This window comes from Enterococcus faecalis (assembly GCF_029024925.1).
Lineage (GTDB): Bacteria > Bacillota > Bacilli > Lactobacillales > Enterococcaceae > Enterococcus > Enterococcus faecalis.
The window spans coordinates 222,501-238,804 of record NZ_CP118962.1 but is presented as its reverse complement, the minus strand read 5'-3'; the positions used below and the strand labels follow the sequence as shown (position 1 = coordinate 238,804).

Genomic DNA, 16,304 nt, shown 5'->3' with positions numbered 1-16,304 from the left:
ATTAATTTTATCATACCAGAACAAAAAAAGAGCAAGCCTTCACCGCTTGCTCTTTCTAATTATCTTTTTATCGTCCCACAATGAACGTCAATTCACATTCGCAGACCTTTTTATCTTCCACGTAAGCAGTCGCTTTGCCGATGCCGACAAAGTCACGTAATTTGACGATTTCAAAATGTAATTTCAAGACATCACCAGGGACCACTTTTTGACGGAATTTGGCTTTGTTGATACCGCCAATATAGGCCGTTTCACCTTCAAATTGATCCATTTTTAAGATTAAAATCGAACCTACTTGTGCCAATGCTTCAATAATCAAAACGCCTGGCATTGTTGGATTTCCAGGAAAATGTCCTTGGAAAAACTCTTCGTTAATTGTCACATTTTTTGTTGCAATAATCTTTTCATTTGGAATAATTTCATCCACATAATCAATATAACAAATCGGATAGCGATTAGGAATCATTTCCATAATTTCTGTTGCAGTCATTACTTTTTTCATACTAGTTTTCCTCCCATTTCTTCAAGCAAATTACACCATTATGGCCTCCAAAGCCAAACGAATTACTAATTGTATAGTCCGCTGTAATGTCACGTGCACCTTCTGTGACATAATCTAAATCACAATCTGGATCAGCAACTTGGTAGCCTACTGTCGGATGAGCTTTTCCTTCTTGCAATGTTTGCACACAAGCGATCGCTTCGATACCGCCAGCCGCGCCCAATAAATGTCCAGTCATACTCTTTGTACTTGAAATTGGAATTTGCGATGCTCGCTCACCAAAGACACGCTTGATGGCCGTTGTTTCCGCAGCGTCATTCGCTGGGGTTGACGTACCATGAGCATTGATATACCCAATTTGTTCCGGTGTAATCCCTGCTTCTGCAATCGCCATTTCCATCGCAGCCGCCGCGCCACTACCGTCTTTTAAAGGAGCGGTCATGTGGCTAGCATCACAGTTGCTGCCATAGCCAACAATTTCGCCGTAGATAGTTGCGCCACGTTTCTGTGCATGCTCGAGTTCTTCTAAAACCAGCATTCCTGCGCCTTCACCCATCACAAAACCTTTTCGTTCTTTATCAAAAGGAATCGAAGCCCGAGTCGCATCTTCTGTTGTATTTAAAGCATTCAATGCTGCAAAGCCTGCAATCCCAATTTCACATACTGTGGCTTCTGTCCCCCCAGTTACCATCATGTCCGCTAAACCATATTTAATCGTGCGAAAAGCTTCACCAATCGCATTCGTCGCAGAAGCACAAGCAGTCACGATAGTTTGAGAAGGTCCTTTTGCACCTAAACGAATCGAAATATTTCCCGCTGCCATATTAGCAATTACCATGGGCACGAAAAATGGTGTTACGCGTTTTGCGCCTTTTTTATCCATTACCCGTACTTGGTCTTGTAAGGTAGTCATCCCGCCAATCCCACTACCGACAATCACACCTAAACGAGTCGGGTCAATCGTTGCTTCTGTTAAACCACTCATTTCCCACGCTTCTAAAGCAGCGACCAAGCCATATTGAGAAAATAAGTCCATTCTTTTTTGCTCTTTGCGTTCTAAAACAGCACTTGGGTCAAACTCTTTCACTTCGCCAGCCAAAGCTACCCCAGTATCTTCAGAATCAAATTTAGTAATTTTGCCAATTCCTAGTTTGCCATCCACTAGATTATGCCAAAATTCTTTTACGGTATTGCCTAATGGTGTTACGGCACCCATGCCGGTTATGACCACTCTTTTCATACTGTACCTCCGAGTTTATTTTGATTATCAAACTATTATTTCATGCGGTTTCCAGCACTTTTTCTTAAAAAATAAGAAAAATAGTTTGACTTTCAAAGTATTTTGGTTAATAATTCAGACATCAGGAAAAATGTCTGTTTTTTTCAAGATTAGAAAATTGAGAAGATTTTGTTATCATTCTCACACAGATAATACCAGTTGAAATTTTATTCGTCAACTCAATAAATGTAACTTTTACATTTTGATGAAGAAAAGCCTATTCTATCAACAAAAATTTTTTATTAAAGGAGATTTTATATGTTTTTACAAAATAAGAATGTCGTCGTAATGGGTGTTGCCAACAAAAAAAGTATTGCTTGGGGCTGTGCAAAAGCATTAAAAGATCAAGGGGCCAATGTTATTTATACGTATCAAAACGAACGCATGAAAAAGCAAGTGGTTAAATTAGCAGATGAAAATGATTTGTTGGTGGAGTGCGATGTTGCTTCTGATGCGTCCATTCAAGCAGCCTTTGAAACAATTAAAAATGAAGTGGGCACGATCGATGGACTAGTCCATGCGATTGCTTTTGCCAAAAAAGAAGAATTGTCTGGAAACGTTAGTGACATCACTCGTGATGGTTTCCTATTAGCACAAGATATTAGTAGCTACTCTCTTTTAGCAGTCACTCATTATGCGAAACCTTTGTTAAATCCTGGTTCAGGAATTGTCACATTGACGTATTTAGGTTCCGAACGTGCGATTCCTAACTATAATATGATGGGGATTGCTAAAGCATCTTTAGAAACTGCCGTGAAATATTTAGCTTTTGAATTAGCTGCAGATAAAATTCGTGTCAACGGAATCTCCGCAGGAGCGATTAAAACATTGGCTGTGACTGGTGTAAAAGACTACGATCAATTGATTAGTATTTCTAATGAGCGGACACCAGATAAAACAGGTGTAACCATTGAAGAAGTCGGAAACACTTGTGCCTTTTTAGTCAGTGAACTAGCTAGTGGTGTGGTCGGTGACATCATTTATGTCGATAAAGGCGTTCACTTAACTTAATCATTTTTTGTCTTTATTTCTATTTATACATTAAAAAACAGAGATTGGACAATCTCTTTCACTCATTGATTGTCCAATTTCTGTTCTATTTTTTACTTTATTCTATAATAAAATTGACAGTTTCAATTCCAAAAACAGTTGTTAGGATTTGATTGACTTGTTCAAAAAGTTTTGGTAAATCTTCCAGTTTATTTTTAGATTGGATTTTTTCAGAACCGTTATCGTAGCTTAAATGATTGTACGTTTCTTTAAAAGTTACTGCTGTGTCTTCTTTTCGATAAAGGATATATTCGTCATCTAGCATATCCATTTGCAGCTCCTGTTTAAATCCATTTCTGGCAACAACAGCAGAAACTAGATGAGCAACAGTCAAGCCATCTAACGGAATGTCCACTCCATTCATTGCTAATGTGTAGACGGTATCTTCCACTAAGCCACAGGCGTTGCAACCACCACTGGTTAAATCTACTGTACTTGTTATAATTGCCTCTTGCATCGTTTCTTCCCCCATATTGTTTTTTAAAGTTATTCTTTCATTTGTTATTTACGAACGTAATTCACATCATAATCGTCAACTTCAATATAGATATAGATTTTTTTATCAGGCATTTTACTGCGAATGTCTCGTTCAATCGCATTCACAACATCAGGTGCATCTTCTTCCATTGGTTCTACCACATCAATTTTTGCCGCTACTAAAATTTCAGTTGGACCTAAATGAACGGTCTTTACATCAATTAGTTTTTCAACATCCGCCCGATCAAATGCGGTTTTAATTTTTGCTAAATCTGTAGCGGTCACACTTTCTCCTATAATCAAACTATAAAATTCTTTCGCTAAGAAAATGGCTGCACACATTAATAGTAAACCAATCAGTAAACCACTGATAGCATCAAATGCAGCAATCCCAGTTACCATTGTTAAAAGGGTTCCCACCAAAGCTAAACACAAACCAATAACCGCACAAAAGTCTTCCGTAAAAATAATTAAAATTTCACTGTGACGACTTTCTCGCAAAAATTTTAAGAGCGATAACTTCTCTGTATTCAATTCTTTGATTTCTTTCATCGCTACACGCAAAGAGCTACCTTCCACAAGCAAACCAAAAATTAAAATACCAATGACAATAGCCACATTTTCTACTTCATGAGAGGGATGCAGTAACTTCTGAATAGCCTCCATTACGCCTAACGCGCCCCCACCAAAAAAGAGCATCGTTGCAACAATTGTACTAAAAAAGTATTTTGCACGGCCTTCTCCAAATTGATGTAACGCACTTTGTCCACGAGAAGCGCGCTTATTCCCAAAAAGCAATAACACCTGATTACTACAGTCCACGACACTGTGGATACTTTCATTCATCATAGCGGTACTACCACTTAAAGCAAAACCAACAAATTTACTAATCGCTACTAAAATATTCGCAATCAGTGCGGCAATAACTGCAAACATGCCGCTCGATTTTTTTGTCTCCATAATTACCTCCTATATGTAACGTAAAACTAAGATAAACCACCCGTTTATTCATCCATCATTTTACCACTTCTGAGGTATTTGTAAAAAAGAGTTCTCTTAAAATTCAAAAAGAAATGTACTGACTGTTTTAGTTGGCCCTCATTTATCGGTGTCCGTCCCACTCTTGATAAAATTCCTCCAGATAAAGTTCCATAAATTGATGACGCTTTTCCGCCAATAAGCGACCATAATTTGTATTCATTTGTTCCTTTAACTTTAAAAGTTTCTCATAAAAATGCATAATAGCAGTATCTTCCCCATTCCGGTATTCTTCTTGGGTTAACTGTTCACGAGGTTGTTTGTGAGGATCGTGAATTAAACGGCCTTTATTTCCCGAATAAGCCATCACCCGTGCAATTCCAATTGCGCCGATGGCATCTAGTCGATCCGCATCCTGGATCACTTTTCCTTCTAATGTAGTAACTGTTTTCCCAGTATTTCCTCCTTTAAAGGACATATTAGCAATAATGGAAAGGATGTGATTCGTTTGCTCTGTTGATACGTTATTTGCTTCCAACCATTGTTGCACCTTTAGCAAGCCAGCCTCTTCACTTTCGTTAAATTTTTCATCGCCAATATCATGTAACAATGCTGTTAATATACATAAAAATAAATTTGCTTGTTCTTTCTCTGCAATTGTTTTTGCTAATTGTGTCACTCGATAAATATGCCACCAGTCATGGCCACTTGCTTCGTTGGCTAATTCTTGTTGAACATAACGCTCTGCTGCTTGAATAATTGTTTGTTCTTCAAAACTGAGAGATTCATTTTCAAACATCCTAACACTCCTTTATTCTGGATTTAAAATTTCCACCTGGATAATCCCGCTAGCTTTCAGAAACATATTGGTGACAATCGGACCTACAAAAGAAAATCCTCTTTTTTTTAAGTCTTTTGCTACGTTATCTGACAAAAGCTGTGTGCGCGGGACTTGGTATGCTTCTTCATAAATAGATAAAACGGGGACGTTTTTTACAAATTGCCATAGATAATTGGCAAAACTGCCAAATTCTTCTTGTACTTTTAAAATTGCTTGCGCATTTTTAATGGTTGCTTCAATTTTGCGCCGATTGCGAATCATATCTGGATCAGCTACTATTCGATCGACTTCGTCAGGCAACAGCGCGGCAACTTTTTCCGGCTTCATTTGGCAAAAATTTTTCATGAATGCTACTTTTTCCCCTGCGGCTGCTTTCCAACTTAAACCAACTTGAAAAACACCCACCGTCAACAATAAAAACAGCAAATCATCCTCTCTTGTAGGTTTTCCCCATTGTTCTGTATACCATTGATAGTTGTTCATCGCCGCCTCCTTTTAAGACTGTTCAAATGTTAATAATGCTTGTTTCATTGCTAAACCACCACGGTAACCGGTTAATTGTCCCTTGCTGCCGATGACTCGATGGCAAGGAATGACCATTAATAAAGGATTTTTCCCAATCGCTGTGCCAACTGCTCGAACCGCACGTGGACGCCCAATTTTTTCTGAAATTTCTTGATAGGTCATTGTCTCACCATAAGGTATTTCTTGCAACGCCTGCCAAACTTCTTTTTGAAAGGGCGTTCCTTTGATGTCTATGGGGCAAGCAAACGTTGTCGAATGTTGGTTAAGATAACTTATTAATGCTTCTTTATAAGGCGCAGTTTTCTTTTCAGAAGCTTCTAATTGTGCTTGAGGATACCAGTTTTTCAGCTCTTCTATCGATTGATTGGCTGAACCTACAAAAGCTAGTCCAGCGTCTGTCACACCAAGATAATAGTGATCGTTCTGCCATTCTTGTTGCGCATAATAAATCTTTTTTGCCATATTTCTACACTTCTTTCTCGTGTTTTTCTTATCTTCATTATAATTCTTTTGGCTTTCAAAATCTTGCGCTCCTATCACTTTTTACTTGTTTTTATTAGGGATTCTTTTACAATGAAGAAAACGGGAGGTGTGCTTACAATGAAAACAACGTATCGACTTACTCAGAAACGTTGGGAAGCCATTCAAAATAATAATACGCAATTTGATGGTGATTTTTTTTATGGTGTGACCACAACTAAAATTTTTTGTCGTCCTTCGTGCCCTTCCCGTGTGCCCAACAAGAACCACGTTCTGATCTTCAAAACGGCTCAGGAAGCTTTAACACTTGGTTTTCGTCCATGTAAAAGATGTCAACCAACCGGGCAAGTCGTTCCTAACGAGGAATGGGTTGCTCAAATTAAGCAATTTATTGATCGGCATTCAGCGGAACCATTAAGTTTAGACTATTTAGCGCAAGCCTGCCACGGTAGTCCCTTTCATTTGCAGCGAACCTTTAAGGAACAGACAAAACAAACCCCATTAGCTTATTTAACAAGTATCCGAATTAGGCAAGCCCAAGAATTGCTTCTCCATTCACCCCTTACGATTCAACAAATCGCGAAAAAAGTTGGCTTCCAAACCGCAGCATATTTTGCCACCACTTTTAAAAAAGAAACAGGCGTAACCCCCTCTGTTTATCGCAGTAAAAATGAGCCGAAAAAATAACATTTCGGCTCATCGGATTATTTATTGGGGCGTGATTGTAGCCACGCTACAATCAATTGACTGATTTCTGTTTGCTGTTGCTCGTTAGAAATTGTCGCTTTGTTGTCTCCTTTTTGGACACCGTAATTACCAAACCCTGCATGATTCCCACCTTCGATAGATACATACTGCGTATCTTTTGGCAAAAACTGTTTGGCTTTTTGGTAGCTAGTCCAATTTAAAACACCATCGTTTGTGGCTGTTATTGACAGAACCGGCAGATCTTGCTTGTTTAGTGCACCTTTTTCGTCAGGATAGCTGGCTAAATAAATCATGCCTTTGATTCGTTGCTCATTTTCCGCTACAAAACGACTAGCCATCACACCACCCAGAGAATGCCCAGCCAAAACGAAGTTTTGTTGTGGATGATCCTTTATAATTTGTTCTGCAGCATTTGGTGCAAGAACCGCTAAATTCAAAGGTAAATGAACAACATAGACATCATAACCTTTCGTAGCAACTTCTTGCGCCCATTCACTATAACTAGCGGGCGCAACCAATGCCCCTGGATAAAAAATCAGTGCTGTATCATTTTTTTGCCCGTTTGTATAATAATCATAGTTTTTTTCTTGCGTGGCACTTTGACTTATTTTTAAGGCTGAATCGGTTGCTTGATACGTACTATTTTTAATAAAAATAGTCAAACCGATGACTAAGATTACTAAAAAAAGCCCAAGTCCTAGGACAATTTTTTTCCAGCGTGATTTTGTTCTATTTTTCATCTCATTTCCTCCCAATGAAAAAATTCTTCTTTCTGATTCTACCTTTAATAAAAAAAGAACACAACAATAGGAGTTGGTGAAGCAACCCTTTTCTTGCTCCACCAACTCCTAACTAGACCGTTTCTCGATGTCTTAGATTATTTTGATTCTTTTTCGCCTGCTTCTAAGTAGCTGATAATAACCGTCTCAAATCATCATTTATTTTTCCTACACTTCCCTTATTAAAATAACAATGAAGCTGAAAGCAGAAATATCAACACCGAACAGATCAATAAAGCCCTGTTATTTGATAAAGTATAGTCTAAATAGATATACTCGCCAATGAAAAATACTATCAGAGCTAACGAAGCCCTCAATAAACCAACATTTTCAAAAATATATTCTTTGAAAATGAAGGAAAGGACTCCCAAAATAAGGAATGATAGTAACATTGACTTAACAATAAACCATTGCTTTCTCGCCATTCTACCACTTCTCTCTAATGAAATTAATTATATCGCTTCACTTGAAACCATCAATACACTTTCTTAAACTTTTTCATTAATATATAAATTATTTTTCAACAAACAGTCTTACTTTCATAAATTTGTCTGTTGTAAAAAATAGTAGCATACACTATTTTAAATAGACATAGCTATTATTCTATTTTATAGGGACACATTACTAATATAAGCAAGCATAGTAACAGCCTTATACAATTTAGATAATAAATAACAACCTATTTCATTAACTAAAACAACAATAGTCATAAAAAGGACTGGTTTTTAACAGATACATGTCACAATGTTTTCATGCTATTTATTTAATAGTTGATTCACTAATTAAAAAAATAATTTCTAATTTTCACTTAATATAAATGTAAAAATACCCCATCAGAACATGCTTTTATTCAGTTAGTAAAAAAAACGGTCCAAAATCTAGTCAGCATAGTTATGCGATAAATCATTTTTGAGCTCGAACCACTTCTATTTAAAAATGTGATGAGGTAAGCCTTCACTTTTAATAAAAAACAATAGGAGTTGGTGAAGCAACCCTTTTCTTGCTCCACCAACTCCTAACTAGACCGTTTCTCGATGCCTTAGATTATTTTGATTCTTTTTCGCCTGCTTCTAAGTAGCTGACATCATTGACTTTATCCAAAGTATATTCGCCATTTTTGTAATGAATTGTTGTGACACTAGCATTCTTCAACCCGCCTTCTGGGACTTTAAAATCATCAAATAAAGTTGCTAACAACGCTGAAATACTCAAGCCATGAGAGACCACTAAAACATTGCCATTTCCGGGATTGGCTGATTCTGTGGCAACAATTTTATCTAAGCCTTTTTTCAAACGTTTGGTAATTGTAGCATAGTCTTCTGCAGGCCAGTTATTCTTGCTTTCCTCGCGCTGTTGATCCAGTTTAGCTACACTGTTGGCAAAAGATTCAGGGGTCATGTTTTTCATAAATTCTTCTAAGGAAACACCTTGATCATCAGCAATATCCTGCCACATTGTCTTGTTTAAATCCCCTTCATAGCTACCAAAATTAAATTCACGTAAATCTGGGTCACGCACGACTTCAAGGTCTTTGCCTGCTTTATTTTGATCTAAAATAAGTTGAGCAGTTTGCAAGGCGCGGCCACTATCACTACTATATGCATTTTGAAAGGCAACATCTTTCAAACCAATCCCAGTTGCTGTCACAACTTTTTCACCTTCTGGTGTTAAGACCGCATCTGACCATCCTTGTACGCGGTCCGTCGTATTTAACATGGTTTTTCCATGGCGCACAATGTAAAGAGTTAGTTCTTCAGGTTTTGTCTCTTTTTCTTTTGTCGTTGCTTGCTGATTTTTACCACAACCAACCATTACTAAAATGGCCAGAAAAAGCATCCCCACAATCGTCAATCGTTTTTTCATTTTTTATTTCCCCTCATTTTCTACTCAGTTGTTAAGTTTTCACCATTACTAGCGATAACTTGTTTGTACCAATTAAATGATTTTTTCTTAGTTCGTTTCAAGGTTCCCTGACCTTCGTCATCCATGTCTACATAGATAAAACCGTAACGTTTTTTCATTTCGCCAGTCCCTGCTGAAACTAAGTCAATACAACCCCATGGCGTATAACCAATTAAGTTAACCCCGTCTTCTTCTACTGCGGTTCTCATGGCTTCAATATGTTGTTTAAAATAATCAATGCGGTAATCGTCGACAATCGAGCCATCCTCTTGCAATGTATCCACCGCACCAAACCCGTTTTCAACCACAAACAATGGCATATTGTAACGATCTGACAACTGACACAATGAAATTCTTAACCCTAAAGGATCGACAGCCCAGCCCCATTCAGATTCTTGCAAATAAGGATTTTTAACCGCAGGCATTTGGTTGCCTCCGACATATTTTACTTCTTCGGGATAAGCAGTCGAAACAGTCGACATATAATAACTAAACCCGATATAATCAACTGTTCCTTTTTGAATAATCGCTAAATCCTCTGACTCCATTTGAATTGTCATTCCTTCACGCTCAAATTCTTTGAGCTTATGCGCTGGATAATAGCCCTTAGCCTGGACATCCATATAAAATTCTTGCTCTCGGTTAAATTGAACAGCTGCCATCACGTCCTCAGATTTGCAGGACAAAGGATAACTTGGAATATAAGCCACCATCATACCAATTTGGAAATCTGGATTGATGGAATGTCCTAATTCAACTGCTTTCGCACTTGCTACAAATAGATGATGCGCTGCTTGATATTTACTTTGTTTATCATTATTGTGAATCCCAATTTGCGTCCAACTTCTTAAAAAATTAATTTCATTAAAAGTCATCCAATACTTCACTTTATCCTGATAACGCGTAAAAATGGTTTCGCAAAAGAAAACAAAGAAATCAATCACTTCACGATTTTTCCAACCATCATATTCATCGGCCAAATACATCGGAATATCAAAATGGTTAATCGTCACAACGGGCTCAATTCCATTGCGTAGCAAAGCATCAAAAACTTTATCATAAAAGGCTAAGCCTTCTTCATTAATCTCTTTTGTTCCATTTGGGCAAATCCGGCTCCAGGCGATAGACAGCCGAAAACATTTGAAACCCATTTCTGCAAATAAGGCGATATCTTCTTCGTAATGATGGTAAAAGTCGGTCGCTACATGACTAGGGTAGTATAATTCTTCATCGATATAGCCAATCGCTCCTTCGGGTAATGCTTGGTCGCGCGTACACGAAGCTTTTTGGCCTTCTTTAGTTAAATACGTAATCCGTCGCGGTTCTGTTTGACTACCACCAGTAATTGCATCTAATGTACTCAGACCTTTGCCTCCTGAAAGGTAGCCACCTTCATATTGGTTAGCAGCTGTTGCGCCGCCCCATAAAAAATTTTCTGGAAATCCCATAAAATCCCTCTTTCCCTCTGTTTTTAGGCATAACAAAGAAACCATCAAGGGAATTGACGCTGGCAGAAGAGTCCTTGTTTTTTCTGCCAACGTCAAACGCCCTTTAATAGTTGCTAATTTTATTAATTACTTAAATCTTCACCATTTGTTGCGATTACTTTTTTGTACCAATCAAACGATTTCTTCTTGCTTCGTTTTAACGTACCATTTCCTTCGTTATCGCGATCCACATAGATAAAGCCATAGCGTTTTTTCATTTCACCTGTTCCAGCTGATACTAAATCAATACAGCCCCAAGTCGTATAGCCTAACAAGTCGACACCATCTTGTTCAACGGCATCTTTCATCGCTTGAATATGCGCCGCCAAATAATCGATACGATAATCATCGACTACATAACCATTTTCGTCTGGTGTATCTACCGCTCCTAAGCCATTTTCAACAATGAATAGTGGTTTTTGATAACGATCATATAAGTCATTCATCGTAATTCTCAAACCAAGTGGATCAATTTGCCAACCCCATTCACTGGCTTTTAAATAAGGATTTTTCACAGAGGCAAAGATGTTACCAGCTGTTTGCTCATTAATTTCTGGATCTGTTGATGTGACACGAGAAGAATAATAAGAGAACGAAATGAAGTCCACCGTATGTTCTTTTAAAAGTTCTTCGTCGCCTTCTTCCATTTCAATTTGAATACCTTTACGGGCCATTTCTTTTAAAGCATACGCAGGGTATTCCCCACGTGATTGGACATCAATAAAGAAATAATTTTCACGATCTGCTTGTCGAGCAGCGAAAACATCTTCTGGTTTACAAGTATAAGCGTAGTTGGAACCAGCCGCTAACATACAACCTACTTGGTTTTCAGGATCTACCTCATGAGCAATTTTTGTCGCAATTGCACTTGCTAGTAGTTCATGATGGGCCGCTTGGTATTTCACTTGTTCTTTGTTTTCGCCTTCTTCAAAGTATAGACCTGCTCCCATAAATGGTGCATGTAAAATCATATTAATTTCGTTAAATGTTAACCAATATTTGACTAATCCTTTATATCGGTTGAAAATTACACGGCAAAGATTTTCATAGAAACCTACTAACTTACGACTACGCCAAGCGCCATATTCTTCCACTAAGTGCATTGGGCAGTCAAAGTGTGTAATCGTTACTAGTGGCTCAATCCCATATTTATGACATTCTTTGAATAAGTCTTCATAGAACTTCAAGCCTTCTTCATTCGGCTCTGTTTCATCTCCCATTGGAAAAATTCGACTCCAAGCAATGGATAAACGGTATGTTTTAAAACCCATTTCACCAAACAAGGCGATATCTTCTTTATAGCGATGATACATATCAATCGCCTCTTGTGCAGGATAGAAATGTTCCTCATCAAAGTTAAACATTTTCTTTTCACCAGTGATTACTGGAAAACGATCTGGACCAGTTGGCGCTAAATCGACGTTTGCCAAACCACGTCCGCCTTCGTTATAGCCACCTTCACATTGATTGGCTGCTGTTGCGCCACCCCATAAAAAGTCTTTTCTAAATGCCATAAATTCTCTTCCTCCACATCTTTTTATATTAAAGCGGTCAGCAAATCATCACTTGTTGAAACTTCATTACTGCCGACTTCCAAAATATCTAAATAATCCGCTGTATTCGTCACAACGATTGGAATTTGTGTACTAAACCCAGCTTTTTTAATTCCTTCTAAATCAAAGGTTACTAATGTTTGACCTTTTTTCACGCGGTCACCTTGTTTTACAAAAGCTTCAAAGCCTTCGCCTTCTAATTGAACTGTATCAATCCCAATATGAATCAATAATTCTGTGCCGTTATCTGAAATCAAACCTAATGCATGTTTTGTTGGGAATAGTGTGACAATCGTTCCATCAAAGGGTGCAACCACTTTACCTTCCGTTGGTTCAATCACGACTCCATTTCCTAAAGCTCCATTTGCAAAAGCAGGATCCTCTGCATTTTTTAAAGATAACACTCGTCCTTTGACTGGACTTGTAATATTTTCTTTTTTAATCGTTGTTTTATCAATAATCACTTCTTCTTCCTCAACTGTATTGTCTTTCCAGAAGAAGAATGTTAGACCAAAACCAACGACCGCTGCAATGGCAATTGCAATAAAGGACTGAATCATCCCACTTGCATCATCACCATTGATAAAGTTTAGCACACCGAAAATTCCTAAACCACCCATTGTATAAGCTGTCACATTGTTGATCATCAAATATAAACCACCGACAGCGCCACCAATCATTGAATAAATAAATGGCCATTTTTTTGGTAAAGTGATTCCATAAATTGCTGGCTCTGTTACACCAAAAATACCAGAGATAATTGCTGGCGGACACAAAGCTTTTAACTTTTTATCTTTCAATTTGAAGAACATCGCTAAAACAACCGCTGTTTGCGCAAAACTAGCTGCAAATGATCCCGTTAATACTTGGCTTGAACCTTCTTGTGTCACTTGCATAATAGCTAATGGCACAACGCTCCAATGTAAACCAAAAATAACTAAGACTTGCCAGAAGAAACCAAGAATCAAACCATACAAAGCTGGTGAGAAACTCATTAATGCTGTAAAGCCAGCGCTTAATAAATCTGTTAGCATGCTAACGATTGGCCCAATTACTAATAAACCAATTGGTAAGGCAATCAACAAGACGAAAAACGGTACTAATAATGTAATAACCACATTATTGTTTAAAATTTTGTGAATAATCAATGCCCCACCTCCTTTGTGTTTCGTTGAAAAAAGAAAAACCCAATTTCTTCAAAAAGAACGACACACCTGTCGCTTCATGAAAAAATTAGGTTTAGCTTGTCTTTAAACAATCACTATCCATCTATTTACTTATCCCTACATTCAAAGAATAACATATTTACAACAAATGTCAACGCTTTCAACGACATTTTTTTGTAATATGATTTGTCAAATTAAGTTAGAATAAAATGCTTCTTGTACATAGCTCAAAAATATCTCAATTGGTGTTCTGTAATTCAATGATTTTCTTGGAATATGATTACGTTGATTGCTGACACTGGAAATAAATGTCTGATTCACTTCTCTAAAATCCATTGATTTCGGCAGTCCATTACGACGCAGAATCCCGTTAGAATTCTCGTTTAATGGGCGTTGAGAAGGTGTTCCAGGGTCCGCAAAATATATATCAATATCGTGTTGGTTACTAATGGCTTTCCAGTTAGAAAATTCTTTTCCACAGTCAAACGTAATAGATTTAAAGAAGTTTTTAGGGAAGCGAGAAAACCATTGATTAAGGGCGGTTTCAATATCTAATGCCTTACGGCCGTTGGGTTTAATCGTGATAATGACTTTAGATAATCTTTCAACTAAAGTAATGACGGCACTTTTATGATGAATGCCAACGATCGTATCACCTTCAAGGTGACCAAACTCAGAATTGAAATCAGGATAATTATCAGGTCGATCATGGATTGAGCGCTGATATTGTTGTTTTCCCCGTTTTTCCTGATGACCATTGGGTTTTCTTTTACCTTTCATCGGTAGTGTGTCAATATCAAATATCCCTTTAGAAAATAAACGATAAAGTGTTCTCATACCGCATGAAACAGGCCTTTCTTTTCGCCCGATAATGACGTCAGGCGTCCAACCAAGAGTGACTTTCTCTTTAATGTAATCTACTTCATGAGCAGGTAATTGAATGACTTTTCTACCACATTTTTTCTTATTTTCTTTATACTGGTGCCAATAATCAAGAGCAGTCTTGCCTTGCTTGAACTTATTGACTACATTATAAATAGTTTGTATAGCACGACCCATTCGGTTAGCGATTTCAACCGGTTTATTATGTTGAAGATAATATGATTCTATCATTGTCAGTTCGTCTATGGTAAGATGTTTGTAGGTCATTTATGGTTACACTCCTTTGTTTTCTTTCGTCGGAAATACAATTTGAGTGTACCATAAATGCCTTTTTATTTTTCTAACTTAATTTTACAATTCGCGTAATAAAAATAAAAAAAGCATACAAACAATGTTTGTATGCTTCACTATGACCCGTACGGGACTCGAACCCGTGTTACCGCCGTGAAAGGGCGGTGTCTTAACCGCTTGACCAACGGGCCATTAAAAAGAAAAAACGGAGAAGGAGGGATTTGAACCCTCGCGCCGGTTTCCCGACCTACACCCTTAGCAGGGGCGCCTCTTCAGCCACTTGAGTACTTCCCCAAGAAATAAATGGGCCTAAATGGACTCGAACCATCGACCTCACGCTTATCAGGCGTGCGCTCTAACCAGCTGAGCTATAGGCCCAAAATAAGAAAAAAGCGGGTGACGAGAATCGAACTCGCGACAACAGCTTGGAAGGCTGTGGTTTTACCACTAAACTACACCCGCAAATTTTTCTTGGATGGCGCGGGACAGAATCGAACTGCCGACACATGGAGCTTCAATCCATTGCTCTACCAACTGAGCTACCGAGCCAAAAACGGTCTGGACGGGACTCGAACCCGCGACCTCCTGCGTGACAGGCAGGCATTCTAACCAGCTGAACTACCAAACCAATTCGTTTTTGCTTTATGCAAATGTATGCTTTAAAAAATAAAAGCAATTGCGGGGGCAGGATTTGAACCTACGACCTTCGGGTTATGAGCCCGACGAGCTACCTGACTGCTCCACCCCGCGATAATTAGACTAAGGAAACTTAATTCCTAAGAAAGGAGGATAAGGGATTCGAACCCTTGCACGGTTTTACCCGCCTGACGGTTTTCAAGACCGTTCCCTTCAGCCGGACTTGGGTAATCCTCCGTAACAAAACTATGACCCGTACGGGACTCGAACCCGTGTTACCGCCGTGAAAGGGCGGTGTCTTAACCGCTTGACCAACGGGCCATTTTATAAAATTATGGGCCTAAATGGACTCGAACCATCGACCTCACGCTTATCAGGCGTGCGCTCTAACCAGCTGAGCTATAGGCCCAAAAAGAAAAGCGGGTGACGAGAATCGAACTCGCGACAACAGCTTGGAAGGCTGTGGTTTTACCACTAAACTACACCCGCATGGCGGTCTGGACGGGACTCGAACCCGCGACCTCCTGCGTGACAGGCAGGCATTCTAACCAGCTGAACTACCAAACCATACTTTTCTTTTTATGTGCTTTTGAAATCAAAAGCAATTGCGGGGGCAGGATTTGAACCTACGACCTTCGGGTTATGAGCCCGACGAGCTACCTGACTGCTCCACCCCGCGATAATTAGACCAAGGAAATTTAATTCCTAAGAAAGGAGGATAAGGGATTCGAACCCTTGCACGGTTTTACCCGCCTGACGGTTTTCAAG

Annotated in this window: 14 protein-coding genes, 14 tRNA genes and 1 pseudogene (1 of these 29 only partly in view); 2 read left to right on the top strand and 27 right to left on the bottom strand. The window is 38.6% G+C overall.

Annotated features, from left to right (window positions below; translation table 11 throughout):
- Positions 1–67: 67 nt before the first annotated feature.
- The gene (gene fabZ, locus PYW42_RS01225; RefSeq protein WP_002355197.1) at positions 68–502 is read right to left on the bottom strand and encodes a 3-hydroxyacyl-ACP dehydratase FabZ; all 435 of its coding nucleotides are present in this window, start codon (positions 500–502) and stop codon (positions 68–70) included.
- 1 nt (position 503) lies between these two features.
- On the bottom strand, positions 504–1,742 hold the full coding sequence (gene fabF / locus PYW42_RS01220) for a beta-ketoacyl-ACP synthase II (protein WP_002358339.1): 1,239 nt from the start codon (positions 1,740–1,742) through the stop codon (positions 504–506).
- Between the two features lie 297 nt (positions 1,743–2,039).
- Between fabF and fabI the strand changes: the two genes are divergently transcribed.
- Positions 2,040–2,792, top strand: a complete 753-nt coding sequence (fabI, locus tag PYW42_RS01215) for an enoyl-ACP reductase FabI (RefSeq protein ID WP_002358338.1) — start codon at positions 2,040–2,042, stop codon at positions 2,790–2,792.
- Between the two features lie 97 nt (positions 2,793–2,889).
- Here the strand turns inward: fabI and PYW42_RS01210 are convergent, their stop codons facing one another.
- From PYW42_RS01210 to PYW42_RS01190, 5 genes are all read right to left on the bottom strand, one after another.
- Positions 2,890–3,303: a DUF4809 family protein gene (locus tag PYW42_RS01210; protein WP_002389555.1), complete on the bottom strand. Its 414-nt coding sequence runs from the start codon at positions 3,301–3,303 to the stop codon at positions 2,890–2,892.
- Between the two features lie 29 nt (positions 3,304–3,332).
- On the bottom strand, positions 3,333–4,268 hold the full coding sequence (locus PYW42_RS01205) for a cation diffusion facilitator family transporter (protein WP_002355191.1): 936 nt from the start codon (positions 4,266–4,268) through the stop codon (positions 3,333–3,335).
- A 142-nt stretch (positions 4,269–4,410) separates the two neighbouring features.
- Positions 4,411–5,085: an HD domain-containing protein gene (locus tag PYW42_RS01200; RefSeq protein WP_002389606.1), complete on the bottom strand. Its 675-nt coding sequence runs from the start codon at positions 5,083–5,085 to the stop codon at positions 4,411–4,413.
- A gap of 12 nt (positions 5,086–5,097) precedes the next feature.
- Entirely contained in the window at positions 5,098–5,610 is a 513-nt protein-coding gene (locus PYW42_RS01195) for a DNA-3-methyladenine glycosylase I (protein WP_010816087.1), read from the bottom strand.
- 12 nt (positions 5,611–5,622) lie between these two features.
- Entirely contained in the window at positions 5,623–6,114 is a 492-nt protein-coding gene (locus PYW42_RS01190) for a methylated-DNA--[protein]-cysteine S-methyltransferase (RefSeq protein WP_002389531.1), read from the bottom strand.
- A gap of 111 nt (positions 6,115–6,225) precedes the next feature.
- Between PYW42_RS01190 and PYW42_RS01185 the strand changes: the two genes are divergently transcribed.
- Positions 6,226–6,819 carry a bifunctional transcriptional activator/DNA repair enzyme AdaA gene (locus tag PYW42_RS01185; RefSeq protein WP_002379037.1) on the top strand — a complete coding sequence of 198 codons (594 nt, stop codon included), beginning with the start codon at positions 6,226–6,228 and terminating at the stop codon, positions 6,817–6,819.
- A 17-nt stretch (positions 6,820–6,836) separates the two neighbouring features.
- On the opposite strand, the gene PYW42_RS01180 is transcribed toward PYW42_RS01185, so the two are convergent.
- The 20 genes and pseudogenes from PYW42_RS01180 to PYW42_RS01085 form a co-directional block, all read right to left on the bottom strand.
- The gene (locus tag PYW42_RS01180) at positions 6,837–7,580 is read right to left on the bottom strand and encodes an alpha/beta hydrolase (RefSeq protein WP_010708956.1); all 744 of its coding nucleotides are present in this window, start codon (positions 7,578–7,580) and stop codon (positions 6,837–6,839) included.
- Positions 7,581–8,663: 1,083 nt separating this feature from the next.
- Entirely contained in the window at positions 8,664–9,482 is an 819-nt protein-coding gene (locus PYW42_RS01175; RefSeq protein WP_002358330.1) for a histidine phosphatase family protein, read from the bottom strand.
- 20 nt (positions 9,483–9,502) lie between these two features.
- A complete protein-coding gene (locus PYW42_RS01170) occupies positions 9,503–10,969 on the bottom strand; it encodes a glycoside hydrolase family 1 protein (RefSeq protein WP_010708955.1) in 1,467 nt (488 codons plus the stop codon).
- A gap of 122 nt (positions 10,970–11,091) precedes the next feature.
- Entirely contained in the window at positions 11,092–12,522 is a 1,431-nt protein-coding gene (locus PYW42_RS01165; RefSeq protein ID WP_002355183.1) for a 6-phospho-beta-glucosidase, read from the bottom strand.
- 23 nt (positions 12,523–12,545) lie between these two features.
- Positions 12,546–13,679: pseudogene (locus PYW42_RS01160) on the bottom strand (glucose PTS transporter subunit IIA); the annotation flags it as partial.
- Between the two features lie 237 nt (positions 13,680–13,916).
- Positions 13,917–14,876, bottom strand: coding sequence for an IS30-like element IS6770 family transposase (locus PYW42_RS01155; RefSeq protein WP_000221326.1), 960 nt, complete (start codon positions 14,874–14,876; stop codon positions 13,917–13,919).
- 143 nt (positions 14,877–15,019) lie between these two features.
- A tRNA-Glu gene (locus PYW42_RS01150) sits at positions 15,020–15,091 on the bottom strand.
- Between the two features lie 15 nt (positions 15,092–15,106).
- A tRNA-Ser gene (locus PYW42_RS01145) sits at positions 15,107–15,194 on the bottom strand.
- Positions 15,195–15,204: 10 nt separating this feature from the next.
- Positions 15,205–15,278 (bottom strand) — tRNA-Ile (locus PYW42_RS01140).
- 13 nt (positions 15,279–15,291) lie between these two features.
- Positions 15,292–15,362 (bottom strand) — tRNA-Gly (locus tag PYW42_RS01135).
- Positions 15,363–15,376: 14 nt separating this feature from the next.
- Positions 15,377–15,449 (bottom strand) — tRNA-Phe (locus PYW42_RS01130).
- A gap of 5 nt (positions 15,450–15,454) precedes the next feature.
- Positions 15,455–15,528, bottom strand: a tRNA-Asp gene (locus PYW42_RS01125).
- Positions 15,529–15,576: 48 nt separating this feature from the next.
- Positions 15,577–15,650, bottom strand: a tRNA-Met gene (locus PYW42_RS01120).
- Between the two features lie 33 nt (positions 15,651–15,683).
- Positions 15,684–15,773 (bottom strand) — tRNA-Ser (locus PYW42_RS01115).
- A gap of 12 nt (positions 15,774–15,785) precedes the next feature.
- Positions 15,786–15,857 (bottom strand) — tRNA-Glu (locus tag PYW42_RS01110).
- Between the two features lie 14 nt (positions 15,858–15,871).
- A tRNA-Ile gene (locus tag PYW42_RS01105) sits at positions 15,872–15,945 on the bottom strand.
- A 9-nt stretch (positions 15,946–15,954) separates the two neighbouring features.
- Positions 15,955–16,025 (bottom strand) — tRNA-Gly (locus tag PYW42_RS01100).
- Between the two features lies 1 nt (position 16,026).
- Positions 16,027–16,103: transfer RNA gene (locus PYW42_RS01095), tRNA-Asp, on the bottom strand.
- A gap of 38 nt (positions 16,104–16,141) precedes the next feature.
- Positions 16,142–16,215, bottom strand: a tRNA-Met gene (locus tag PYW42_RS01090).
- A 33-nt stretch (positions 16,216–16,248) separates the two neighbouring features.
- Positions 16,249–16,304: transfer RNA gene (locus PYW42_RS01085), tRNA-Ser, on the bottom strand (it continues 34 nt past the right edge of the window).